Source organism: Sphingopyxis sp. GW821-FHT12F08, from assembly GCF_058806755.1.
In genome coordinates this window covers 172549-196658 of the sequence record NZ_JBXAQA010000002.1, presented here as the reverse complement: position 1 = coordinate 196658, position 24110 = coordinate 172549, and the positions used below count along the sequence as shown (strand labels likewise).

The following is a 24110-nucleotide window of genomic DNA, read 5'->3' as shown; positions in this document are numbered from 1 at the left end:
GGGTTTTGCGGAAGGTTCAGGCGACGATCACCTCGACGCCGGCGGCGGCGAAGGCGGCGTGGCGCGCCTTGTCGATGCCGTCGTCGGTGACCAGGATGTCGATCAGGTCGATGCCGCCGAGCGCGGAGAAGCTGCGCGCGCCGATCTTGCTCGAATCGGCGACCAGGATGACCTGCCGTGCTGCGTCGATCATCGCGCGCTTGACCGAAATGTCGGACAGCGAGGGATAGGTGAGCCCCGCGTCGAGGTCGATCGCCGCGGTGGCGAGGAAGAGTTTCTCGGCGAACAGCCCGGTGAAATAGTCGGCCGAGCGCTCGCCCGACAGCGACAAGGTCGGCGCCTTGAAATGGCCGCCGGGCATATGGACGTCGAATCCCGGCTCGGCGCCGAGCATCAGCGCTATGTTCAGAGCGTTGGTCACGACGGTCATGTCGCGGCGGCCGAGCAGGTTCGCCGCGACCTCGGTCGTCGTCGATCCCGAATCGAGGATGATGCTCTCGCCGTCGCCGACCAGCGCCGCGGCGGCGCGGCCGATGCGCTGCTTGGCGTCCATATTCTGGTTGTGCTGCAGCGCCATCGAATGGACCTGCTGCGTCACCGATTTCAGGAAGGCGCCGCCGTGCTCGCGAACGATATGCCCCTCGGCTTCGAGTTTCTCGAGGTCCTGGCGCACCGTGACTTCGGACACGTTAAAGGCCTCGGCCAGGCTGCGCACCCGTGCGCTGCCCTCTTCCTGCAGCCATTCCAATATCTTGCCGCGGCGTGCCTCGCCAAGCAGCCGCGAGCGGGTGCCGTCGGTCATGCGGCGCCTCCCGCGATGCGCGCGGCGCCAGCCTGGGCCACGAACGGGCCGGACGATCTCGGCATCACCCCTCCTGCATGCTTCTCCGCCGTTATCCATGACGGTCGCCTCTCCTAGCCCCGATTTTCGTTTCTTGTCAATTTTTGCCGATATCGTCACAAAACGAAAAAAATCGAAAGAATGATTCGACATCGCATATAATATTACTATTTGTTGCGCCGAGATTCAATATGGGCTATGGGCGCCGCAGGAGAGGGTGATGGAAACGGTGGGACTCGCACAGTCTGGCGGGCGCTATGGCGTCGAAAATGCGCGGATTGAGTGCGTTCGCGAGCGTGCGAACTGGATGCGCCGCCGCCTGCTCGGCATGATCGTCGACGCGGGGCAGGGGCATCCGGGCGGCGATCTTTCGGCCGCCGACATCCTCGCATCGCTCTATTTCGATATTTTGCGGATCGACTCGGAAAAGCCGTCGGCGCCTGATCGCGACCGCTTCGTAATGAGCAAGGGCCATTGCACGGGCGCGCTCTATACCGCGCTCGCGGGCGCCGGATTTTTCCCCGAGGCCGAGCTCGACACCTATCTCAAGCCCGGTTCGCGGCTCAACGGCCATCCCAATCGCGCCTATCTGCCCGGGGTCGAGACCAACACCGGTCCGCTCGGCCACGGCCTGCCGGTCGCGGTCGGCATCGCGGTCGCGGGGCAGATCGACGGGGCCGACTTTCGGACCTTCGTCCTCACGGGTGACGGCGAATTGCAGGAAGGCAGTGTGTGGGAGGCGGCGATGTTCGCGGGGCACCGCGGGCTCGGCAAGCTGACCGTCATCGTCGACCGCAACCGCCTCCAGCAGGGTGCGAAGACCGAGGATATCAACGGCCTCGAACCGCTCGCCGACAAATGGCGCGCTTTCGGTTGGGAGGTCGCGGGGGTCGACGGACACGACCATGAAGCCTTGCTCGCGGCTTTCGACGCCGCCGCCGAACCGCGCGACAAGCCGCGCGTCATCATCGCCGACACGCACAAGGGGCAGGGGGTCAGTTTCATGCGCGATCAGGCCGGCTGGCACCACGGCGTCCCCAATGCCGAGCAATATGCGCAGGCGCTGAAAGAACTTGGCGCCGAACTCGAAGCGGAGATGAAGTGATGGCCGCCGTCAGCGCCCCCGCCGGACTGTTCGACTGCCGCGATGCCTATGTCCGCGCGGTCGAGGAACTCGCGGCCGAAGACAGCCGCATCGTCGCGGTCGTCAACGATTCGGTCGGCTCGTCGAAGCTCGGCAAGTTCCGCGACCGCTTTCCCGAACGCCTGATCAACGTCGGCATCGCCGAGCAGAATATGGTCGGCGTCGGCGCGGGGCTGGCGAACGGCGGCAAGATCCCCTTCGTCAGCGGCGCGGGCTGCTTCCTGACCGCGCGTGCGATGGAGCAGATCAAGGCCGACTGCGCGTATAGCGAACAGAATGTGAAGCTCTGCGGCATCTCGTCGGGGGTCGCCTATGGCGAGCTTGGCGCGACGCATCACAGCATCGAGGATGTCGCCTGGCTGCGCGCGATCGACAAGCTGACCGTGATCGTCCCCGCCGACCCGTGGGAAACCGCAGCCGCGATCAAGGCCGCTGCGGCGCACGACGGCCCCGTCTATGTCAAGATCAGCCGCATGCCGGTGCCCGAACTTGCGCGCCCGGCGGACGCCGCCTTCACCATCGGCAAGGCCGAGGTGTTGCGCGAGGGCGGCGATATCGCGCTCGTCGTCAACGGCACGCTCGTTCACCGCGCGCTCGCTGCGGCCGAGGCGCTCGCCGCCGAGGGGATCGCTGCGCGTGTCATCAACATGGCGACGGTTTCGCCACTCGATCCCGAAGCGCTCGCCGCCGCCGCCGCGACGGGTGCGATCGTCACCGCCGAGGAAGGACTCGCGCATGGCGGGCTCGGCGGCGCGGTCGCCGAATATTGTGCGCAGCATGCGCCGGTGCGGATGCGGATGCTGGGCTTTGCGGGCTTCCAGCCGACCGGCTCGGTCGACTGGCTGTTCGAGCAGGCGGGGCTGACCGCCGAGGGTATCGCCGGCGCCGCACGCGACCTGCTGGCGCTGCGGGGCTGAACCGATGACCGCGCCCGTCATCCTCGCGATCGATCAGGGGACGTCGAATACCAAGGCGTTGCTGGTCGGCGCCGACGGGTCGGTGCTGCTGTCGCGCTCGCGGCCGATGCGGATCGACTATCCGCGCGCGGGTTGGGCCGAGCAGTCGGCGTCGGATATCTGGGAAGCCGTCGCGGCGCTGATCGCCGAACTGGTCGCCGCGGCGCCCGAGGCCGAGATCGCGGCGCTTGCCATCTCGAACCAGCGCGAGACGGTGGTGCTGTGGGAAGCCGCCACGGGCAAGCCCGTCGCGCCTGCGGTCATCTGGCAATGCCGCCGCTCGGAAGCGCGTTGCGCGGCGCTGCGCGCGGCGGGGCAGGGCGACGAAATCGCGGCGCGGAGCGGGCTGGGGCTCGACCCGCTGTTCCCCGCGGCGAAGATCGCTTGGCTGCTCGACAGCGTCCCCGACGGCCGCGTGCGTGCCGCCGCGGGCGAGCTGCGCTGCGGCACGGTCGACAGCTGGATGCTGTGGAACCTGACCGGCGGTGCGGTGCACGCGACCGATCACAGCAATGCGTCGCGCACCCAGCTGTTCAGCCTCGACACGCTCGGCTGGGACCCGCGGCTTGCCGAACTTTTCGACGTGCCGCTCGGCATTCTCCCCGAAATCCGCTCGTCCGACAGCCGCTTCGGCAGCGTCGCGCCGGGGCTGACCGCGCTGCCCGAAGGGACGCCGGTGCATGCGATGCTCGGCGACAGCCATGCTGCGCTGTTCGGCCACGGGCTGACCGAACCCGGCGGGATCAAGGCGACGATCGGCACCGGAAGCTCGCTGATGACCGCGACCGACGGGCGCGTGCGTTCGTCGCACGGGCTGTCGGGGACGATCGCGTGGAGCCGCGGCGGCGTGGTGCAGCATGCGCTCGAGGGCAATATCTCGGTGTCGGGTCAGGCCGCGGCATTTGCCACCACGCTGCTGGGTCTCGCCGACGAGGCGGCGCTCACCGATCTCGCGCTAACGGTGCCCGACAATGGCGGGGTCGTCTTCGTGCCCGCGCTCGCCGGGCTCGGCGCGCCGCACTGGTGCAGCGCCGCGCGCGGGCAGATTTCGGGCATGTCGCTCGGCACCCGCCCCGCGCATATCGCGCGCGCGGCGATCGAGGCGATCGCGCTGCAGATCGGTGACGTCTTCGCGGCGATCGAGGCCGACCTCGGCACGCGCTTCGCCGAACTGCTCGTCGATGGCGGCGGTACGCGCAACGCGCTGCTGATGCAGATGCTCGCCGACCTCGCCGGCTGCGACATCGTCCGCCCGGCGGTGGCCGAGGCGGGCGCGATCGGGGTTGCGCGGCTGGCGAGCGAAGCGCTGGGGATCGCCCCCGCCGCGCGGGAAGCGGCTGCGAGCGACCGTTTCCAGCCGTCGCTCGCGATCTGCGCGCGGACAGAAATCAGGACCGGATGGCGCGAGGCCATCGCCCGGATAACCGGCGGTTGAGCCGGAAACAACGACAAGGAAAAGGGAGAGGGAAGATGAAGAGATTTGTAGGCCAATCGGGTTCCGCGCGCGCGATGCGCCGTGCCATGCTGCTCGCCGGGACGAGCGTCGCGTTCCTCGGCGCCACCGCCGCCGCGGCGCAGGACGTGCTGCCGCCGCAGGACGAAGAGGTTTCGGCCGACGCGCCGATCATCGTGACGGGCAGCCGCATCAAGAGCCCGACCCTGACCTCGCCGTCGCCGCTGCAGGCCGTGACCAGCGAGACTCTGGAAAATTCCGGCGCGACCAACGTTCAGGATGCCCTGCAGCAGATTCCGGCGGTCGGGGTCCCCGGCCTGACCCGTACGAGCACCGGCAACACGACCAATCCGGGTCTCGCGACGGTCAACCTTCGCAACCTCGGCGCCGACCGGACGCTGGTGCTGATCGACGGCCGCCGTTCGGTCGCCGGCGTGCCCGGCACCGCGCAGGTCGACCTGTCGATGATCCCGTCGTCGTTCGTCGAGCGCGTCGACGTGCTGACCGGCGGTGCGTCGGCGGTCTATGGTTCGGACGCGATCGCGGGCGTGGTGAACTTCATCTACAAGAAGGATCTCGAAGGGCTTCAGCTCAACGTCCAGTCGGGCATTTCGGAACGCGGCGACGACTGGCAGCTCGCCGCGAACGCGACCTACGGCACCAATTTCGCCGACGGGCGCGGCAATCTGATGCTCTATGCGGGCTGGAACCAGGAAGGGTCGATCGAGGCCAAGGACCGCGATTTCTCTGCGTTCGACTTCACCAGCCTCGGGACGACGCAGCGTGTCGCGGCGAACAGCGACGCCAATCTGATCGCGGCGCAGAATCTTTTCACGCGGACCTATGTGCCGTCGAACGTCGGGCCGGGCGGCGCGTTCGTGATCGGTGCCAGCGGTAACCGCATCATCCTGTCCGACGGCACTTTCCGTGCCTATAATGCCGCGACCGATGGCTTCAACCGGGCCGGCGACCAGCTGCTCGCCTCGCCGTCGAAGCGCATGACCTTCGCGACCCGCCTCAACTATGAGGTCGATGACAAGATCTCCGTCTTCTTTGAATCGACCTTCGCCAATGTCCGCACCGACGGCCGCATGGAGGCGTCGCCGATGCGCACCGACAGCGCGCTCGGCGCCTTCCCGGGCACCGGCGGCTTCTATCCGATCGAATTCAGCGTGCTCGATCCGACGACCGGCACCGCGGTGCGGCTCGCCAACCCGCTCGTCCCGGCGGCGGTCTTCGCGGCGGCGACCAATCGCAACAACAATGACGCGATCGGGTCGAAGGATCTGAGCTTCCTGCTGCGCACCACCATGTTCGCGCCGGGCACGCGCCTGATCCCGACCGAGCGCGACAATTTCCGCGCGGTGATCGGCACGCAGGTCGACCTTGGCGGCGACTGGAACGTCGATGCCTATTATCAATATGGCTTTACCAAGCAGCATCAGTCGATGAGCGGCCTCGCGAACCTGTTCAACCTTGCCGAGGCGCTGCAGGTCATTCCCGACCAGTTCGACTATGACAATGACGGCAACCGCACGGAAGCGATTTGCCTTAACGCCACAGCGCGTGCGCAGGGCTGCGTCCCGATCAACGTCTATGGCCTCAACGCCGACGGCAGCACCAAGATCTCGCCCGAGGCGATCAAATATCTCCAGACCAGCCTCACCCGCGATTCCAAGCAGACGATGCAGGTCGTGGCCGCCAGCATCACGGGGCCGCTGTTCCAGCTTCCCGCAGGCGCGGTACAGATCGCGGCGGGCGCGGAATATCGCAAGGAGACGAGCCGCGACATCTTCGACCCGCTGACCAACGCGGCGCGCAACGGCTATGTGCAGCTGATCAACACCGCGGGTTCGTTCGACGTCAAGGAAGTCTATGGCGAGCTCGTCGTTCCGATCCTGGCCGACACGCCTTTCTTCCACAATCTGACCGCACGCGGCGCGGTGCGCCTGTCGGACTATTCGACGGTCGGCACCTTCTATGCGTGGAACGCCGGGCTCGAATGGTCGCCGATCGAGGATATCCGCTTCCGCGCCGTCTATGCCCATGCGGTGCGCGCGCCGAACATCGGGGAGCTCTTCGCGCCGTCGGCGGCGGGCATCATCGCGATCACCGACCCCTGCCAGGGCATCACCCTGACGACGCAGAGCGCGACGGCGGACAATTGCCGCGCGGTGCCCGCGATCCTGGCGAACATGCAGGCGAACGGTGGCACCTTCACGCTGACCCAATCCGATCTGAATGGCGTCGGCGGCATCACCGCGAGCAACGTGAACATCCAGGAGGAGGTCGGCAAGACGCTGACGCTGGGCGTGGTGGTCAATCCGCGCTCGATCGACGCGCTCCGCAACCTGACCTTCACTGCCGACTATTTCGACATCAAGCTCGACGATGCGATCAGCCGGCTCGCCGCGGCGACGGTGCTCAACAAATGCTATCGTGAGGGTCTGCCCGAATTCTGCCAGTTCGTGACGCGGCGCACGCAGGCGTCGGGCGCGTTCAGCACGGGTTCGGTCGAACAGGTCGTGCGCGGCCTCCTCAACAGCGGCGGATCCTTCTCGCGCGGGCTCGACTTCACGCTGAACTACCGCCACGAAGTCGCCGGCGGGACGGCGGGCATCTCGGCGAGCTGGACCCATCTGATCAAGAACGGGTTCCGCGCGCTCACCGGCGATGCGTATGACAATACGATGGGCGAGGTCGGCACGCCGCGCGATTCGATCTCGGTCGGCCTGAACTGGGAAAACGAGGATTTCGGCGTCACGCTCAACAATGAATATATGTCGTCGACGGTGCTGGATTACGAGAATTTCCAGACGCTCTACCGCCTCGCCAACGGGTCGGTGGCCGACGAGAAATATTTCCGCATCGGGTCGAAAATCTACACGGACCTGCAGCTCCGCTTCACCGGCGTCGAGAATTTCGAATTTTATGTCGGTGCGAAGAATCTGTTCGATGTCGACCGTCCGGCGTTCTGGACCGGCCTGCCCAGTGCGGGCAATATCAACGGCATCTACGATCCGATCGGCCGCCGCTATTATGCGGGTGTCCGGGCGAAGTTCTGATGCGGTCCGGTGGCGAGGCGGCGCGTGGACGCCGCCCCGTTCGCCCGTCAAAAGATAATGGGGTTGGAGATTAGGGATGGCCGACGGCGCCGCGGGGCACACGGAACGGAGCGAGCGCGAGGACTGGAAAAACACCATCCTCGCCGGCCTCGCCAACTATATCGACGCGGGGTCGATCGTCGCGGGATCGGCGGCGCTGGCGCTGTGGGCCGAGGCGTATAAGCTCGACACCGACCTGATCGGCACGATCGGCGCCTTTGGCCCCAATGCGATTTCGGCGGGCGTCGGCGCGCTGATCGGCGGGCGGCTCTGCGACCTGCTGGGCCGCAAAAAAATCTATCAATACGACATGCTCTTCTACGCGTTCGGCATGCTCTGGCTGGTCTTCGCGATGAACGCGTGGATGGTGATCATCGGCTTCTTCCTCGTCGGCCTTGCGGTCGGCGCCGACATCCCAGCTTCCTGGTCGCTGATCGCCGAAATGGCGCCCGACGACAAAAGGGGGAAGCACAGCGGCGTCGCGCAGGTGCTCTGGTATCTGGGCCCGGTCGTGGTGCTGGTGATGTTCCTGATCCTCGAACCGCTCGGCATGCTAGGCGCGCGCATCGTCTTCGCGCATCTCGCGATCCTCGCGATCGCGCTGACCTTCCTGCGATCGAAGATGCAGGAATCGCGGCGCTGGCTCGAGGCGCAGGAAGCGGACGAACGCGGTGAGGCCAAGGTGCAGAAGGGGCGCATCCGCGACCTCTTCACGCGCCAGCATATAGGATCGATGGCGTTCCTCAGCGGCATGTATCTGTTCTGGAACCTGTGGGCGGGGACCAACGGCTTTTTCTTCCCCTATATCCTCCGCACCGTGGGCGACCAGAGCCAGGCGACCTCGGTTGCCGTGCTGGCCTTGAGCTTCCTCCTCGGCATGGGGTCGATCTACTTCATCTTCATGAAGCTCGCCGACCGGGTGAACCAGCGGCTGCTGTTCGGCATTTCGGCGGTGACGCAGGTGATCGGTATGGCGCTGCTCGCGCTCTTCCCGCTCACCTTGCCGCTCGCGATCGTCCATGTCTTCCTGATGTCGGTCGGCGGCGGTTTCGGCGCGCAGAGCTTCTTCCAGCTGTGGAGCTCGGAGATGTTCCCGACGATGCTGCGCTCGACCGCGCAGGGGCTGATGTTCGCGGTCGTGCGCATCGCGCTCGGGATGTTCAGCTTCTTCGTGCCGTGGCTCACCGCGACGGGCTTCACGACGCTGGCGTGGATCCTCGTCGGCTTCCTCGCGATCAGCGGCGTGATCGGCTTCGTCTGGGCGCCGCGCAACGAGGGCAAGTCGCTCGAACAGCTCGAGGCGGAACGCGCGGCATGAGTGTTTCGCGGCGGCAATTGCTCGCGGCCGGCCTCGTCGCCGGCGCGGCGGCAGCGAGTCCGGCGCTGGCGCAGGGCGCGAAACGCACCGAGCGCTGGGGCGTGCACGAGTTGGTCTTCGACGGGCCGGTGGCAGGCAATCCGTTCGATGACGTATGGCTCTCGGCGGTCTTCGAAAGCGGCGGCAAGGCGATCGAGGTGCCGGGCTTCTACGACGGCGGGGGCATCTATCGCATCCGCTTCAGTCCGCCCGAGATCGGTTCATGGAACTGGCGCAGCATCAGCAACGTCAAGGCGATGGACGGCCAGACGGGCAGCTTCGACTGCGTCGCGCCGGCGAAGGGCAATCACGGCCCGGTGCGCGTGACCAGGGACGGCTATCATTTCGCCTATGCCGACGGCACGCCGTTCCGCCAGATCGGCACGACCTGCTACGCCTGGGCGCTGCAGTCCGACGCCAAATGCGCCGAGACGATCGAAACGCTGCAGGGCGCCCCCTTCAACAAGATGCGCATGCTGGTGACCCCCAATGTGGAATCGGTCGCGACCAATCCCTTTGTGCGCACCGGCGACGGCCCGCGCGACTGGGACCCCACGCGCTTCGATCCCGCCTATTTCCGCCGGTATGAGGACAGGATCATCCGGCTCGGCGAATTGGGGATCGAGGCGGACGTCATCCTTTATCACCCCTATGACGAGAAGCGCGGCTATAACGACATGAAGCGCGCCGACGACGAGCGCTATGTCCGCTACTGCGCCGCGCGCTGGGGCGCGTACCGCCATGTCTGGTGGTCGATGGGCAATGAGTACGACCATATCAAGACCAAGACGATGGCCGACTGGGACCATCTGTTCGAGGTGCTAGTCGCCGCCGATCCGCACGACCGGCTGCGCTCGATCCACCAGATCAATATCTATTACGACCATCGCAAGCCGTGGATCACTCATGCTAGCATCCAGAATGGCGCCGCGGTGCTCGACGACATCCGCGCCGCGCTGCACCGCGATTTTGCGCTGAAGCCCGTGATCTTCGACGAGGTCGTCTATGAGGGCAATTCGGACAAGCGCTGGGGCCAGCTGACCGGCGAGCAGATGGTCGAACGCTTCTGGTGGGGGCTGATCGGCGGCACCTATGTGGGGCATAGCGAGACCTATGACCCCAATCGCAACGCCGATTATAGCTGGCTGGGGCAGGGCGGCAGATTGAAGGGCAGCAGCCCGCCGCGATTGGCGTTCCTGAAGACGATCATGGAGGAAGGGCCAGTGCCGGGGATCGACCCGATCCAGCATTGGTGGGACTATCATATCGGCGGCCAGGAATTCGCTTATTATCTCAAATATTTCGGTGCGAACACGCCCGCCGAATGGCCGGTGATCCTGCCGGGCCGCGGCGAAAAGGCGCTGCAAAGCTATCGCATCGACATCATCGACACCTGGAACATGACGGTGACGCCGGTCGAGGGCCTGTTCCGGATGGCGCGCCGCAACGAATATGATGTCCACGACCCGGCGCGGCCGAGCATCAGGCTGCCCGCGAAACCGTGGATCGCGCTGCGGATCGTGAGGGCCTGATCAGGCGGGGAGCAGATCGAACGCCGTTTCGGCCATCGTCCGGCCGTTGACGATCAGTTCGATCCGGTGGTGCCCCGGATGGTGCCGCCGCGTGCTGAAGTCGCGGATCGTCTGGCGGATCGACAGCGCGGCCGTCTCGCCCGCGGCGAGATCGATCGCCTTCCATTTGAAGACCTTGGCGGCGGTCTTGCCGCCTGCACGGGCATAATGGATGCGATAGTCGATCACGAGCGGCTGCGTTGCCGCCGATGTCGAGGCGAGGTCGGCGGCAATGGCGATCTGCTCGCCCAGCTGCAGCGTTGCCGGTTCGACTGCGAAGCGGCGCACCGCGACCTCGGCGCCATGCCCGACCCCGATCAGCGCCAGCGCGCGGGCGTCGCCCGCCTTGATCAACGTGCGCAATGCGTGGCGGACGATCCAGCGGGTCGCGGGATCGTCCTGCGACCAGCCGCCGAGGCGATCGAGCAGCCAGTCGGGGCGGTCCTTGGCGATGTCGTTGAGATGATTGGCGACCGATTTGCGCACATAGAGTGCGGGGTCGGCCTTCAGCGCCTCGAGGATCGGTGCGCCGAGCGTCGGGTCGGCCTTGAGCGCGGGGACGCGCGCGGCCCAGGGGAGGCGCGGGCGGCAGCCTTCGCTGGCGAGGCGGCGGGCATGCTCGTCGTCGCTTTTGGTCCAGCGCTGCATCGCGGCGAGCGTGTGCGGGGTATCGGCGGCGAGGAACGGCCGGATCGCGAATTCGGCGGTGCCGTAGCGCGTCAGGTCGGCGAGCGCCGCGAGCGACGCGTCGAAATCGCCGAGACCCCGCTGCGCGACATATTCGGTGATCGCCACCGCCTGAAACCCGCCCGACAGTCGCGGCGCCATCGTGCGCAACACGTCGAGCGCGGCGGGATAGTCACCGGGAAGCGCGGGGACGAGCGCGGCGGCGATATGGCGCACGCGCTCCATGATCGACAACGCATCTATTCCGGCCGATGCTGTGGCGAGAAAGACCGGCCGGTCGAAACGCGGCGAAGATGCGGCTCCCGCATCGGCAATCGCCGCGAGCGCCGCCGGGCCGAGCAGATCCTTCAGTAGCGGTGCGGCGCCGGTGTCGCTCACGAGGCCTTCGGCGATTTGAGCGCGTCGGCGGCCCAGTCGGCGCCGTCGATCGCGGCCTCATAGGCGGCGAGATGCGCCGGATCGGCCTCCAGCCAGGCCGTGAGTTCGTCCCAATCGTCGAAAGCGGGATCGCCGACGCGGATCGCCCATCGCCGGGCGGCCTCGTTCAGCTCAGATGGATGCGTCGGCATTCCCCACTTCCCTGTTTCGACGGGATTTACCCCATGACGAAGCCGGGACACCTATTCCGCATCGAAACGCGCCTTCAATTCGGCGAGCGCCCGATACGCCTTTTGCAGGTCCTTTTCGACCGAGCTTAGACTGATCCCCCATTCCGCCGCGATATCGGCCTGACCGACGCCGTCAAGCCGGTAGCGACGAAAAATGGCATCGGCGCGCGGTCCGAGCGCGGTAAGTGCCGCCTCGATCGCCGCGAGTTGCTCGCGTGCGACCAGCGCACGTTCGCCGCCGGGGCGCTCGCCGGGCGCATCCGTCAGGTCGTGCCAGTCCTGGTGCCGGCGGTCGCGGCTGGCGGAGGCGCGGCGCACGTCGCGGATCAGATTTTCGGCGGCGCGGAACAGATAGGACAAAGGTTCGCCGACCGGCCGGTCCGATAGCGCGCCGATCTTCTGCCACAGCTCGTGGAACAGATCCTCGGCCTCGTCGCCCGCGCCGCGCGCCGCCAGGAAGCGGATCAGCCGCCCGCGCTCGCGCTGCAGCACCTGCTGCAGGCTCGTCGCCGTTGCCCCGCCCTCCACCGCTTAGCGCGCCTGCTCGCCGCCGGGGAGGGCGGAGGCGGAAAGATCGGCGGGCACGCGCCGGCTGGCGAATTGCGAGACATGGGGCGCGGGGGGCGCCTGCACGGTCACGCTGCGCGCTGCGGGGGCCGGGGCGGTGCCGAGCCAGCCGAGCGGGTCGGTGGGGCGGCCGTTCAGCCGGACCTCGAAATGGAGGTGATTGCCCGTCGAGCGGCCGGTCGAGCCCATCAGCGCAATCGGCTGTTGCAGCGAAACTGCTTCGCCAGGCGCGACCAGGATATGCGAAAGATGCGCGTAGCGCGTGGCAAGCCCGCCGCCATGGTCGATCTCGACCATCCGGCCATAGCCGCCCGCAGGGCCCGCGAAGGCGACGCGGCCGGGCGCCGAGGCGAGGATCGGGGTTCCCGCGCCGCCGGGGATGTCGAGGCCGTGGTGCGCGCGGCGCCCGCCGTGGATCGGATCGGTGCGCACGCCGAAGCTCGACGAGAGCCGGATCAGCCCCTTCGGCGCGGCCGGTTTCGCGCGTGGCTCCCTGATGACGATCGGGGATGCGGGGGCGGGTTCGGGCGCCGTCCATCCGGCCATAAGCTGCCCGCTGGCGTCGCCCGTTGGAAGGGTGGTTTCATCACCGGACGACGCGCCTCCCAAGGCCGGGAGAAGCAACAGGGCGAGGGTCGGGCGAAGGGCCGGGGGCACGGGCATTTCCTGTAATGACGGAGCCGTTCGCGACCACCCTTGGATCGGCCAGCGGAAATATTTTTGTGCCGAAATCGTTGCGGAATGTGCCGCCGACATTCGTCTTATCCGATGAGATCAGCCTTTGTCGAAGGGAGACGAACAATGAATTCCACCGAGAAGCGCATGCTCGACATGCTCAAAAAGGGCCGCGACCATCATGGGGTCGTCGCCGTCAAGGCCGAGTTCGAGGCCGAGGGCACGCGCCCCGACGAACTGCTCCGCCTGCTCGAACTGACCTGGCGCGCCGACCTCAAGCTCGCGCTCAAGATCGGCGGCTGCGAAGCGGTGACCGACCTGCACGCGTCGAAGCTCTATGGCGCCGATTATATCATCGCGCCGATGGTCGAGACGCCCTATGCGCTGTCGAAATTCGTCGATGCAGGCCGCAAGGTCTATGGCGCCGATCGCAGCGACACGCGCCTGCTGTTCAACCTCGAGACCGAAACGACGCTGCAGAATCTCGACGCGATGCTGCCGCTGGCGCGCGAGATCGACGGCATCGTGTTCGGGCGCGTCGATTTCACTTTGTCGCGCGGGATGGCGCGCGACGCGATCAACGACCGTTCGATCACCGATGCGGTGCTGCGCGCGGCGCACGCCTGCGCCGAGCATGACCTGGAGCTGGTCGTCGGCGGATCGGTCGCGGTCGCGGCGGCCGAGGCGCTCCGCGAGATCCGCAGCGTGCGGCTCGACCGCTTCGAGACGCGCAAGGTCGTGTTCGACGGCGCCGCGGTCGAGAATGCGGGTTTCGAGGCCGGCGTGGCGAACGCTGTGGCCTTCGAACTCGCCTGGCTGCAGAACAAGCGCGACTATTACAGCGTCATCGCCGACGAGGATCTGCCGCGCATCCGCATGATGGAAGAGCGCAGCGCCGCCGCCAAGCGCCCGCGCCTGACGGTCGCGGCCTGACTGCCCGTGCCGCTTCGCGAGCAGGTTTCCCTCCTCTTGCGCGAGGTTGCGACGGGCGTGGTGATGCCGCGTTTCCGCCTGCTCGCGCCCGAGGAGATCGACGAGAAGAGCCCCGGCGAGATCGTCACGATCGTCGATCGCGAAAGCGAGGCGCGTCTGCATGACGGTCTCGCCGCGCTCGGGCTCGGCGCGCGCATCGTCGGCGAGGAAGCCGCAGCGCGCGATCCGGACCTGCTCGCGAATATCGGCGAGGGGCTGGTCTGGCTGATCGATCCGCTCGACGGCACCGCCAATTTTGCCGAGGGGCGTGCGCCCTTCGGCATGATGGTCGCACTGGTCGAAGACGGCGAGCCCGTCGGCGCGTGGATCTACGATCCGCTTGCCGGGCGGCTTTGCCACGCCGAGCGCGGCAAGGGCGCGACCTGCGATGGCGCGCCCGTCCATGCTCGCACGGCGTCGCGAAATCCGCCGCGCGCGGCGCTCGGTACGCATTTCATGACCCTCGAACGCCGCGCGCGCGTCCATGCCGCCGCCGCGGCGCTCGATGTGCGCCCGGTGCCGCGCTGCGCCGCCGAAAGCTATCCGCGGCTCGTGCTCGGGCAGGACGATATCGCGCTGTTCCAGCGTATCCTGCCGTGGGACCATGCCGCGGGCGCTTTGTTCCTGACAGAGGCCGGGGGCAAGGCGACGCATTGGGACGGCCGGCCCTATCGCGTCGGGGGGGCAGGACAGGGCATGCTGGCCGCTGCGACCCCCGACCTGTGGCAGGCCGCCGCCGACCTGTTGCTCGGCGCCGAAGCCGGGCTGGCCGAAATGGAAGTATTGGACCGATGATTTCGAAGTGGAAGCCGCTGGTGGCGGGTGTCTTGGCGCTGCTCGCGCTGACGCCCGTCTCGGCGCAACTCGCGCCCCCCGTCGGCGGCGGTTCGATCGACAATGCGGCGAACCGCGGCGCGACCGAGCAGATCGCGGTGCCACCGGTCGAGATCAGGCCGGTCGAGCCCGCGGTGATCGACGCGCCCGCTCCGGCGGATGCGCCCGCCGAGGCGTCGCGCCGTCCCGCCATGCCGCCGGTACCGGTCGCCAATGAATTCGAAACCTGGGTCTCGCGCATCGCGGGCAAGCCGCTGCGCCGTTTCGGGTCCGAACTGCTGACCCCCGCCGCGCGCGACTTCACCGCGCCGCCGACCACGGCGATCCCGCCCGACTATCGCATCAACCCCGGCGACGAGCTGCTGCTCGGCCTCACCGGGTCGGTGCAGGCGTCGGGGCTGCGCCTGGTCGTCGACGGCGAGGGGCGCATCTTCGTCCCGCGCGTCGGTGCGATCCGCGTCGCCGGCATGCGCTACGGCGACGTCCACGGCGTGATCGAGCGCGAGATATCGCGCCAATATCGCGGTTTCCACCTCGAGGTCGGGGTCGCCAAGCTCCACGGGATCACCATTTACGTCACCGGCTTCGCGGCGCGGCCCGGCTCCTACACCGCGAGCAGCCTGTCGACGCTGGTCAACGTCGTGCTCGCCGCGGGTGGCCCCGCTTCGGGCGGCAGCTATCGCTCGATCCAGCTGCGCCGCGGCGGCCAGATCGTCTCCGACTTCGATCTCTACGACCTGCTGCTCAAGGGCGACAAGCGCGGCGACGCGATGCTGCAGAATGGCGACGTCATCCATGTCGCGCCGGTCGGCGCCGAGGTCGCGGTGATCGGCAGCGCCAACCGCGAGGCGATCTTCGAACTCGCCCAGGGCGAGACGCTGACCGACGCGATCGTCTATGCCGGCGGGGTCAACAGCGTCGCCGACGACGGGCGGCTGATGCTGCTCAACGCGATCAGCCCCGACAGCGCGGGTTGGCGCGAGATTTCGGCGACCGAGGCGGGCAGCCGCCAGGCGAAGCGCGGCGACGTCATCCGCCTGCTCTCGAACATCGGCATCGCACGGCCGCTGCGCCAGCAGCCGGTGCTCGTCACGCTGAGCGGCGAGGTCGTCAAGCCCGGCCATTATTATGTCCAGCCCGGCACGCGCATGGCCGATGTGATCGCCGAGGCGGGCGGGCTGACCGGCGAGGCCTTCCCCTATGCCAGCGTGATCACGCGCGAGAGCGTCAAGCATCAGCAGCGTCTGAGCTACGACCGCGCGATCGACGATGTCGAGCTGCTGCTCGCGGCGCAGCCGGTGACTTCGGTCCAGCGCGCGCAGCTCGTCCAGCCGGGCAACCTCGCGCTGATCGAGAATATCGTCGATCAGCTGCGCCGCCGCGAGCCCGACGGGCGGCTGGTCTTCGACCTGCCGGTCGACGCCGCGGCGCTGCCGGCCGACCTGATCCTCGAGAATAACGACATGGTCCATGTGCCGTCGCGCCCGGTCACGGTCGGGGTGTTCGGCGCGGTGCCCAGCCCGGCGTCCTTCGCCTATCGGCCTGGGGCAACGGTCGGCGATTTCGTCACCTCGGCGGGCGGCATCCAGACGATCGGCGACAAGAGCGAGGTGTTCGTCGTGCGCGCCAATGGAACGGTGCTCGCGGGCGGCAAGAAGGCGCTGCGCGCGCCCGCACTGCCCGGCGATCTGGTCTATGTCCCGATCGACGCCAATCGCGGCGAGTTCTGGGCGCGGCTGCGCGACATCACCGGCACGCTGTTCAGCGGGCTGGTCGGGGCGGCCTCGGTCGCGGCACTCGCGAAATGAGCCGGGTTCTCGCCCTGGTCGCCGACCCGCGGTGGCGCCGCCGCGCCTATGTGCTCGCCGCGCTGATCCTCGCCGTGCTCACCGTCTTTCCGCAGCCCTATGTCGCGCGTGCGAAGATCCTGCCGCAGGACAGCAACAGCATCGGGCTCGGCTCGATGATGAACGCGCTCGGCGGCCAGCTTCAGGGCTTCGCATCGCTGTTCGGCGGCGCCAAGCAGCAGATCGACATGTATCTGGCGGTCGGGCGCAGCGACGAGGTCACCGGCGCGGTGATCAAGAAGCTCAAGCTCGCCGGGCCGGGCGCTTATGGGTCCGAACGGAGCGCGCGCGTCGCGCTGGCGAATAAGGTCGATGTCCATTCGCTGACCGGCGGCATGATCGAGATCGAGGTGCGCACGCGCGATGCCGACGAGGCCGAAATGCTGACCGGCGCCTATGTCGAGGCGATCAGCAACCGCATTGTCGCGCTGGGCAAGGACCGCGTCGAACGCAAGCGCGCGGTGGTGATGCAGCGCTTCAAGGAAGCCGCCGACCGCGTCACCGAAACCGAAAATGCGCTGAACGAATTCCGCCGCCGCAACCGGCTCGCCGAACCGCAGGCCGAACTGGGCTCGGCGCTGTCGGTGCGCGCCGGATTGGAAGCGCAGCTGCAGGCGAAGCAGGTCGAGCTCACGACGCTGCAGAAATTCCAGGGCCCCGAAAATCCGCAGCTGATGGCCGTGCAGTCGCAGGTCGCCTCGCTCCGCGCGCAGATCGCGCGGAGTACGACCCCGGCGGCGGGGGCGGCGGGCCCCAATGTCGCGGGCCTCAGCGAGGTGTCGGGCGAATATCTCGACCGCTACCGCGACTATCGGTTCGCGCAGGCACTGTACGAGGTCTATGCGCGCTCGTCCGAGGAAGTCGCGGTCGAAACGCTCGCGGGCGAGACCGCGTCGAGCGTGCAGGTGCTCGAGGCGCCGCGCCTCGACGCCGACCGCAAGTATAACATCGCCGCGCTGGCCTTGCTCGCGCTGGTGATCCTCGGCGCGGTGTTCACCGAAATCTATGCGCCCGCGACGGGGATACGGCTGTTCGGAAAGCGCGCGGCATGACCGCGGAGGATGCCGCGCCCGAGTTGTCGATCGTCATTCCCTGCTTCAACGAGGCGGAGAATGTCGCCGCGATCGTCGCCGCGGTGAACGCCGAGGCCGAGCGCCATGTCGCGCGGCACGAGGTGATCCTGATCGACAATGGCTCGACCGATGGCACGCGGACGATCATGCGCGAGCTGTGCGCGGCGGACCCGCGGGTGCGCGCGATCCTCAACAACCGCAATTACGGCCAGATGCGCTCGCCGACCTATGGCCTCTATCAGGCCGAGGGGCGCGCAGTGATCGGCATGTGCGCCGATTTCCAGGATCCGCCCGAACTGATCGGCGCCTTTATCGCGCAGTGGCGCGCGGGGGCCGAGGTCGTGCTGGGGCAGCGCCGGTCCGAGAAGGCGTCGCCGCTGCTGCGTCTGGCGCGGCATATGGGGTATGGCTTCCTCGGCCGCTTCGGCGATTATCCGGTGATCCCCGGGGCGACGGGCTTCGGGCTGTTCGACCGCGCGGTGATCGACACGCTCGCGGCGTGGAACGAGCCTGAGCCTTTCTTTCGCGGCATGGTGGTCGAAAGCGGCTTCCGGCTGGCGCTGGTGCCGTTCGATCGGCCCGCGCGCGCGGCGGGGGAGAGCAAGAATGATTTTGCGGCGCTTGCCTCTTTCGCGCTGTCGGGGCTCGCGGGGTCGGCGAAGTCGTTGTTGCGGCTGCCGCTGTTTCTGTCGGTCTATGCGGGGCTGCTGGCCGTCCTTCTCTTCCTCGGTGGCCTGATCGCGCTGCCGCTGGGCGGTCCCGTCTGGGTGCTGCTCGCCCTCGCGCTCGCCTTCGCGCTCTTCGCGCTACTGCTGCTCTTTCTCGGGCTGATCGGCGAGCAAGTGCGAATGCTCGGCGAGCGCAGCCGCAACGTGCCGCTGGTGATCGAGGAAGAACGGCTGGGGTTCCCCGCCGACCGCGCGCGGCCCGCTGCGCGCACGCTGATCCGCCGCCCGTGAGCGCGCCGCGCGTCCGTCTGCTTCCGCTGGTCCCGGAAGCCCTGCTCGCGCTCGCCGTCGCGGCGAGCGCGGGATGGACGCTGCACGTATTCCTCGACGTCGGCTACCTGCCGCAGCCCTTCGTGTTCGATACCAACGACACCTTCATGGACTGGTTCAACACCGCCTATTGGGCGAACAACCGCGGCATCCATGACGTGTGGCGGAGCATCTATCCGCCCTTGTCCTTCGTCTTCCTCGACGCGACGAGCCTGCCCGGCTGTTACCTGCAATCGTCCTTCCACGCGCGCGATTGCGACTGGCTGGCGCGCGGGACGATTTATGCATTTTACGTCTTCGATGTCGTGCTGGCGTGGATCTGCTTCCGCCGCCTCGACCGCCGCACCGCGCTGATGCGCACGGTCGCGATCGCGCTCGGGCTGCCGATGCTGTTCACGCTCGAACGCGGCAATCTGATCCTCGTCGCCTTCGCCTTCTTCATGATCGCGCACGGGCCGGTCACCGCGTCGAAGCCATGGCGCTGGTTCGCGGCGGCGGTGACGATCAATTTCAAGCCCTATCTGGTGCTGCCGATGTTCGCGCATGCGGTGAAACGCGACTGGCGGACGCTGGAGATGGCGGGGATCGCGACGATCGCGCTCTATCTCGTCACGCTCGCGCTCGTCGGATCGGGCACGCCGATGGAGCTCGCGTCGAACACCGCCAACTGGGTCGTCTTCCAGGGCGGGCAGGTGTGGAACGAGGTCAATTATTCAACGAGCTACGCGCCGTTCCTCATGTTCCGCACGCTCGACATCCCGCTGCTGCAATTCGTGCCGTCGCGGCTGATCGAGACGATCGAGTTTCTGGTGCCCATCGCGATCCGCGCGGGCCAGTTGCTCGCGCTCGCGGCGCTGGCGGCGGCGTGGCTCCAGCCCAAGGCGCTGCCCGCGCAACGCATCGCGGCAATCCTGCTCGGCGCCTATCTGGTGACGCAGTCGCCGGGGGGCTACACGCAGCTTTTCCTGATCTTCCTCGTGTTGATGGAGCCGTGGAAGGGCGCGGGGCCGGTCATCGCAATCGCCTGCGCCTATCTGCTGTGTCTCGTCGGCGACTGGCCGCTCGCGACGGTGCTCGACGTGACCGGCACCAGCTGGCTCGGCGAGCGGACGGTGACCGCCAGCTTCGGGCTCTCTGCCGGCCATTTCATCCGGCCGGGGCTGATCGTGCTGATCGTCGTGGCGCTGTCGCTCGACAGCATTGCGCGCGTGATGCGTGCGCATCGCAGCACCCGCCCTTCGCTGGGGCTGGTGGCGGCATGATCCTGGCCGAAGACCTCGCGGCGATCGATCGCCAGCTTGCGCCCTACTGGCCGCAGCTCAAGGGTGCGCGTATCTTCATGACCGGCGGCACCGGCTTTATCGGACAGTGGATGCTCGAGGCGCTGGCAGCGGCGGACTGCGACGCCGAGGTCGTGATCCTGAGCCGCGATCCGGATGCTTTCGCCGCGCGCGCCCCACATCTCGCCAAGCGATTCCAGTTCGTTGCGGGCGATGTCTGCGACTTCGTCGCGCCGCCGGGGGGCTTCACGCATGTGATCCATGCGGCGACCGATGCCAGCGCGCAGCTCAATGCGAACGACCCACGGCGGATGTTCGATACGATCGTCACCGGCACGCGCAATGCGCTCGATCTGGCGGTCGAGCGGGGGGCGGGGCGGGTTCTGTTTCTGAGTTCGGGCGCGGTCTATGGCGTCCAGCCGCGGGAGGTGGCGCATGTCGCCGAGGACTGGCCCGGCGGCCCCGATCCGCGCGATCCCAAATCGGCCTATGGCGAGGGCAAGCGCGCCGCCGAACTGCTCTGCGCGATTTACGGCAAACAGTTCGGGCTCGACGTCGTGACGTCACGCATCTTCGCTTTGCTCGGCCCCTTGCTGTCGCTCGACATCCATTTCGCCGCGGGCAATTTCATCCGCGACGCCATGGCGGGGCGGGCAATCCGCATCGAAAGCGCGGGCAGCGCAGTGCGCTCCTATCTCTACGCCGCCGACCTCGCCGCCTGGCTGTGGTTGATGCTGCTGCGCGCCCCGCACGGCGCAACGTGGAACATGGGGTCCGAGGAGGCCGTGTCGATCGCCGACCTCGCGCGCCGCACCGCCGCGGTGCTCGGCGGGCCCGGGGTCGAGGTGCTCGGGCGCGAAGACGCGGGGTGGAACCCCGGCCGCTATGTCCCTTCGACTGCCTTGGTCCGCGATGCCCTCGGCGTTGCGCCGACCGTCTCCCTCGATGCGGCAATCCGCCGCACCGCAATCTTCAACGGATGGAAAAAATGAGCCAGATCAAGCTCTCCGACTGGGTCGCCCAGTTTCTCGCCGACCGCGGCATCGCCGATGTGTTCATGCTGACGGGCGGGGGCGCGATGCACCTCAATCATTCGCTCGGCACGCATCCCGCGCTGACGACCACCTTCACGCATCACGAGCAGGCGCTGTCGATGGCGGCGGAGGCCTATTACCGGCTGACCAACCGGCTCGCGGTGGTCAACGTCACCTCCGGCCCCGGCGGCACCAACGCGATCACCGGTGTCTATGGCGCCTTTGTCGATTCGATCGGCATGCTGGTGATTTCGGGACAGGTGAAGACCGAGACGACGGTGCGCGCGACCGGCCTGCCGCTGCGTCAATATGGCGACCAGGAGCTCGATATCGAGGAACTGGTGCGGCCGATCACCAAATATGCGACGATGGTCACCGACCCGCTTTCGATCCGCTATCATCTCGAAAAGGCGCTCTACCTCGCGACCGGCGGCCGGCCGGGGCCGGTGTGGCTCGACATTCCGCTCGACGTGCAGGCGGCGAAGATCGATCCGGGCGATTTGCTGCCGGGGTTCGATCCTGCCGAACTCGACGAGCCGTGGAGGCGGGGCGATCTCGATGCGGTGGCGGCGGACATCCTCGATCGCATCGCCGAGGCCAAACGCCCGGTGGTCTTCGCGGGCAGCGGCGTCCGGCTGAGCGGCGCGCATGCAGCCTTCCTCACCCTGATCGAGCGGCTCGGCGTGCCGGTGGTCACCGGCTGGAACGCGCATGACGCGCTGTGGACCGACCACCCGCTTAACTGCGGCAAGCCCGGCACCGTCGGCGACCGCGGTGGCAATATGGTGACGCAGAGCGCCGATCTGCTGCTGGTGCTCGGCAGCCGGCTCAACATCCGGCAGGTCAGCTACAACTGGAAGAGCTTTGCGCGCGAGGCGTATAAGATCTGGGTCGATATCGATCCGGTCGAGCTCGCCAAGCCCAATGTCGTGCCCGACATGCCGGTGACCGCCGACCTCGCTGACCTGATCCCGGCCTTGCTTGCGCAGCCCTATGCCGGGCCGAGCGACGGGCATCGCGAATGGCTCGGTTGGGCGCGCGAACGCGTCGCCGCTTTCCCCGCGGTGCTGCCCGAATATCGCGACCATGAGACGCTCGTGCACCCCTATGTCGCGATGGACGAGCTCTTCGCGCAGCTCGGCGAGGAGGATGTCGTCGTCACCGGCAACGGCAGCGCGTGCGTGATCGGCTTCCAGGCCGCGCAGCTCAAGCGCGGCCAGCGGCTGTGGACCAATTCGGGCTGCGCGACGATGGGATACGACCTTCCCGCCGCGATCGGCGTCTGCGCCGCGACCAAGGGCAAGCAGCGTGTCGTCGCGATCGCCGGCGACGGCAGCATCATGATGAACCTGCAGGAGATGCAGACGATTGCGGGTTACGGCCTGCCGGTGAAAATCATCCTGATCAACAACAGCGGCTATGTGTCGATATTCCAGACCCAGCGCAATTTCTTCAACGGGGTCGAGGTCGGCGGTGGGCCGAAGAGCAATGTCACCTTCCCCGATTTCGCGAAGATCGCGCAGGCCTTCGGCTTTGCTTACGCCCGCGCCGAAAATCATGGCCAACTGGAGGGGGCGATCGCCGCGACGCTCGCGACCGACGGCCCCGCCTTCTGCGAGATCTTCGTCGACGAGCATGTCGCCTTTGCGCCCAAGCTCGGCGCGAAGCAGCATCCCGACGGGCGGATCACCTCGCCTGCGCTCGAGGACCTCTCGCCCTTCCTGCCGCGCGAGGAACTCGCGGCGAACATGCGCATCGCGCTGATGGACGAGGGATGAGCCAGATCATGACGATACGCTTCCTGCGGCTGGGCAAGCCCTTTCGCTTCCTGGCGGCGGGGGCGCTCAACACCGCCTTCGGGCTCGCTTTCTATCCGCTGCTGCTGTGGGCGGTGCCCGAATTCCGCACCCATTATCTGGTCGCGCTCGGCGTGGCGCAGATCGTCTGCCTCTGCTTCGCCTTCACGACCTACAAGCTCGGCGTGTTCCGCACGCGCGGCGACCTGCTCCGCGAATTCGGCACCTTCTCCAGCTTCTATGCGGTGAATTATGCCGCCAACTGGGCGGCGCTGCCCCTGCTCGTCGAGCTGGGCGGGGTGCCGCCGGCGATCGCGCAGATCGGCTTCACCCTCGTGCTGATCGCCGGCAGCTGGTTCTGGCACAGCCGCGTCACCTTTCGCGATCATGGCGTGCGATGAGCGGCCCCGCGCTCCGAGGCCGCGCCTGCCCGCTGTGCGGGTCGCACGACGCGCAGGAAGAAGTCGCGAGCGCGCCGCGCGCCGAGGCCTGTTCGTTCCGCGACCTGCACCCCTATTGGTACGGCATCGACCAGGAGCGGCGCTTCTTCACCTATCATCGCTGCGCGCATTGCGAGCAACTCTACAACCGCGACTTCTTCGACCAGCGCCAGCTGACCCAGCTCTATTCGGCGATGCTGCCGAACATGGCGGTCGTCCCCGAAAGCGCGATCGTCGCGACGCAGCGCGGCTATTATGACGATGCCGCGCCGCATGTCGTCGCGGGCGGCGCCTATCTGGAGATCGGCCCCGACGTCGGGCATCTGGCGGGGCAGGCGGCGCGGTGCGGGCATTTTCGCCATTTCTGGCTGTTCGAGCCCAATCGCGCGGTGCATCCGCTGCTGCGCCGCGCGGTCGGCGCGATGCCGACGACGATCCATCCCGACATGACTGACCTGTCGGCGGTGCCCGACCGCTCGGTGAGCCTTGCCGCGATGGTGCATGTGCTCGATCACCTGCTCGACCCCGCGCCGATGCTGCGCGCGGTGCGCGCCAAGCTGCGGCAGGGCGGGGTGCTGATGATCGTCACGCACAACGAACGCTCGGCGATGCGCCGCCTGCTCGGGCGCCGCTGGCCGGTCTTCTGCCTGCAGCATCCGCAGCTCTATAATCCGCGCACGATCCGGCGCCAGCTGCGGCAGGCGGGCTATGGCACCGTCCGCGTCAAGCGCAGCCGCAACGTCTTTCCGGTCGATTTCCTGGGGCGGCAGGCGTTGCAGGCGGCGGGGCTGCGCGAGGTGCGGTTGCCGCTGCCGGGCTGGCCGGTCGGGCTGCGGCTTGGCAATATGCTCACCCTCGCCAGCGCCGACTGAC

General features: G+C 67.6%; 21 protein-coding genes. 16 read left to right on the top strand and 5 right to left on the bottom strand.

Annotated elements, in window-relative coordinates:
- Window positions 1–16: 16 nt before the first annotated feature.
- Window positions 17–802 carry a DeoR/GlpR family DNA-binding transcription regulator gene (locus tag AC1RNQ_RS05880; RefSeq protein ID WP_493169674.1) on the bottom strand — a complete coding sequence of 262 codons (786 nt, stop codon included), beginning with the start codon at window positions 800–802 and terminating at the stop codon, window positions 17–19.
- A gap of 259 nt (window positions 803–1061) precedes the next feature.
- Here AC1RNQ_RS05880 and AC1RNQ_RS05875 point away from each other — a divergent pair, with 259 nt between their 5' ends.
- From AC1RNQ_RS05875 to AC1RNQ_RS05850, 6 genes are all read left to right on the top strand, one after another.
- Window positions 1062–1946, top strand: coding sequence for a transketolase (locus AC1RNQ_RS05875; protein WP_493169672.1), 885 nt, complete (start codon window positions 1062–1064; stop codon window positions 1944–1946).
- A complete protein-coding gene (locus AC1RNQ_RS05870; RefSeq protein WP_493169670.1) occupies window positions 1946–2902 on the top strand; it encodes a transketolase family protein in 957 nt (318 codons plus the stop codon). Before AC1RNQ_RS05875 ends, AC1RNQ_RS05870 begins: the two co-directional genes overlap by 1 nt.
- Window positions 2903–2906: 4 nt before the next feature.
- Window positions 2907–4376, top strand: a complete 1470-nt coding sequence (locus AC1RNQ_RS05865) for an FGGY-family carbohydrate kinase (protein WP_493169669.1) — start codon at window positions 2907–2909, stop codon at window positions 4374–4376.
- 35 nt (window positions 4377–4411) lie between these two features.
- On the top strand, window positions 4412–7459 hold the full coding sequence (locus AC1RNQ_RS05860; protein WP_493169667.1) for a TonB-dependent receptor domain-containing protein: 3048 nt from the start codon (window positions 4412–4414) through the stop codon (window positions 7457–7459).
- Between the two features lie 76 nt (window positions 7460–7535).
- The gene (locus AC1RNQ_RS05855; RefSeq protein WP_493169666.1) at window positions 7536–8816 is read left to right on the top strand and encodes an MFS transporter; all 1281 of its coding nucleotides are present in this window, start codon (window positions 7536–7538) and stop codon (window positions 8814–8816) included.
- Entirely contained in the window at window positions 8813–10387 is a 1575-nt protein-coding gene (locus AC1RNQ_RS05850) for a DUF5060 domain-containing protein (protein WP_493169665.1), read from the top strand. The genes AC1RNQ_RS05855 and AC1RNQ_RS05850 overlap by 4 nt, the downstream gene beginning before the upstream one ends.
- Here the strand turns inward: AC1RNQ_RS05850 and AC1RNQ_RS05845 are convergent, their stop codons facing one another.
- From AC1RNQ_RS05845 to AC1RNQ_RS05830, 4 genes are read right to left on the bottom strand one after another with little or no spacing between them, the layout of a single operon-like run.
- Complete coding sequence (locus tag AC1RNQ_RS05845; RefSeq protein WP_493169663.1) at window positions 10388–11491, bottom strand: DNA alkylation repair protein; 1104 nt, start codon at window positions 11489–11491, stop codon at window positions 10388–10390.
- Window positions 11488–11682: a DUF4880 domain-containing protein gene (locus tag AC1RNQ_RS05840; protein WP_493169662.1), complete on the bottom strand. Its 195-nt coding sequence runs from the start codon at window positions 11680–11682 to the stop codon at window positions 11488–11490. The genes AC1RNQ_RS05845 and AC1RNQ_RS05840 overlap by 4 nt, the downstream gene beginning before the upstream one ends.
- A gap of 51 nt (window positions 11683–11733) precedes the next feature.
- Complete coding sequence (locus tag AC1RNQ_RS05835; protein WP_493169660.1) at window positions 11734–12249, bottom strand: RNA polymerase sigma factor; 516 nt, start codon at window positions 12247–12249, stop codon at window positions 11734–11736.
- Window positions 12250–12252: 3 nt separating this feature from the next.
- A complete protein-coding gene (locus AC1RNQ_RS05830) occupies window positions 12253–12834 on the bottom strand; it encodes a M23 family metallopeptidase (RefSeq protein WP_493169659.1) in 582 nt (193 codons plus the stop codon).
- Between the two features lie 255 nt (window positions 12835–13089).
- Between AC1RNQ_RS05830 and AC1RNQ_RS05825 the strand changes: the two genes are divergently transcribed.
- The 10 genes from AC1RNQ_RS05825 to AC1RNQ_RS05780 are packed head-to-tail and all read left to right on the top strand — an operon-like array spanning window position 13090 to window position 24109.
- Window positions 13090–13896 carry an aldolase/citrate lyase family protein gene (locus AC1RNQ_RS05825; protein ID WP_493169658.1) on the top strand — a complete coding sequence of 269 codons (807 nt, stop codon included), beginning with the start codon at window positions 13090–13092 and terminating at the stop codon, window positions 13894–13896.
- Window positions 13897–14730, top strand: coding sequence for an inositol monophosphatase family protein (locus tag AC1RNQ_RS05820; RefSeq protein ID WP_493170592.1), 834 nt, complete (start codon window positions 13897–13899; stop codon window positions 14728–14730).
- Window positions 14731–14750: 20 nt separating this feature from the next.
- The gene (locus AC1RNQ_RS05815) at window positions 14751–16577 is read left to right on the top strand and encodes an SLBB domain-containing protein (RefSeq protein ID WP_493169657.1); all 1827 of its coding nucleotides are present in this window, start codon (window positions 14751–14753) and stop codon (window positions 16575–16577) included.
- Window positions 16574–17668 (top strand): capsule biosynthesis protein, encoded by a 1095-nt coding sequence (locus AC1RNQ_RS05810; RefSeq protein WP_493169655.1) that lies wholly within the window; start codon window positions 16574–16576, stop codon window positions 17666–17668. The genes AC1RNQ_RS05815 and AC1RNQ_RS05810 overlap by 4 nt, the downstream gene beginning before the upstream one ends.
- Window positions 17665–18648, top strand: a complete 984-nt coding sequence (locus AC1RNQ_RS05805) for a glycosyltransferase family 2 protein (RefSeq protein ID WP_493169654.1) — start codon at window positions 17665–17667, stop codon at window positions 18646–18648. The genes AC1RNQ_RS05810 and AC1RNQ_RS05805 overlap by 4 nt, the downstream gene beginning before the upstream one ends.
- Window positions 18645–19949 carry a hypothetical protein gene (locus AC1RNQ_RS05800; RefSeq protein WP_493169653.1) on the top strand — a complete coding sequence of 435 codons (1305 nt, stop codon included), beginning with the start codon at window positions 18645–18647 and terminating at the stop codon, window positions 19947–19949. The genes AC1RNQ_RS05805 and AC1RNQ_RS05800 overlap by 4 nt, the downstream gene beginning before the upstream one ends.
- Window positions 19946–20959, top strand: a complete 1014-nt coding sequence (locus AC1RNQ_RS05795; protein ID WP_493169652.1) for an NAD-dependent epimerase/dehydratase family protein — start codon at window positions 19946–19948, stop codon at window positions 20957–20959. Before AC1RNQ_RS05800 ends, AC1RNQ_RS05795 begins: the two co-directional genes overlap by 4 nt.
- On the top strand, window positions 20956–22779 hold the full coding sequence (locus tag AC1RNQ_RS05790) for a thiamine pyrophosphate-binding protein (protein WP_493169650.1): 1824 nt from the start codon (window positions 20956–20958) through the stop codon (window positions 22777–22779). The genes AC1RNQ_RS05795 and AC1RNQ_RS05790 overlap by 4 nt, the downstream gene beginning before the upstream one ends.
- Window positions 22776–23198: a GtrA family protein gene (locus tag AC1RNQ_RS05785; RefSeq protein ID WP_493169649.1), complete on the top strand. Its 423-nt coding sequence runs from the start codon at window positions 22776–22778 to the stop codon at window positions 23196–23198. Before AC1RNQ_RS05790 ends, AC1RNQ_RS05785 begins: the two co-directional genes overlap by 4 nt.
- Window positions 23195–24109: a class I SAM-dependent methyltransferase gene (locus AC1RNQ_RS05780; RefSeq protein WP_493169648.1), complete on the top strand. Its 915-nt coding sequence runs from the start codon at window positions 23195–23197 to the stop codon at window positions 24107–24109. Before AC1RNQ_RS05785 ends, AC1RNQ_RS05780 begins: the two co-directional genes overlap by 4 nt.
- Window position 24110 lies beyond the last annotated feature (1 nt).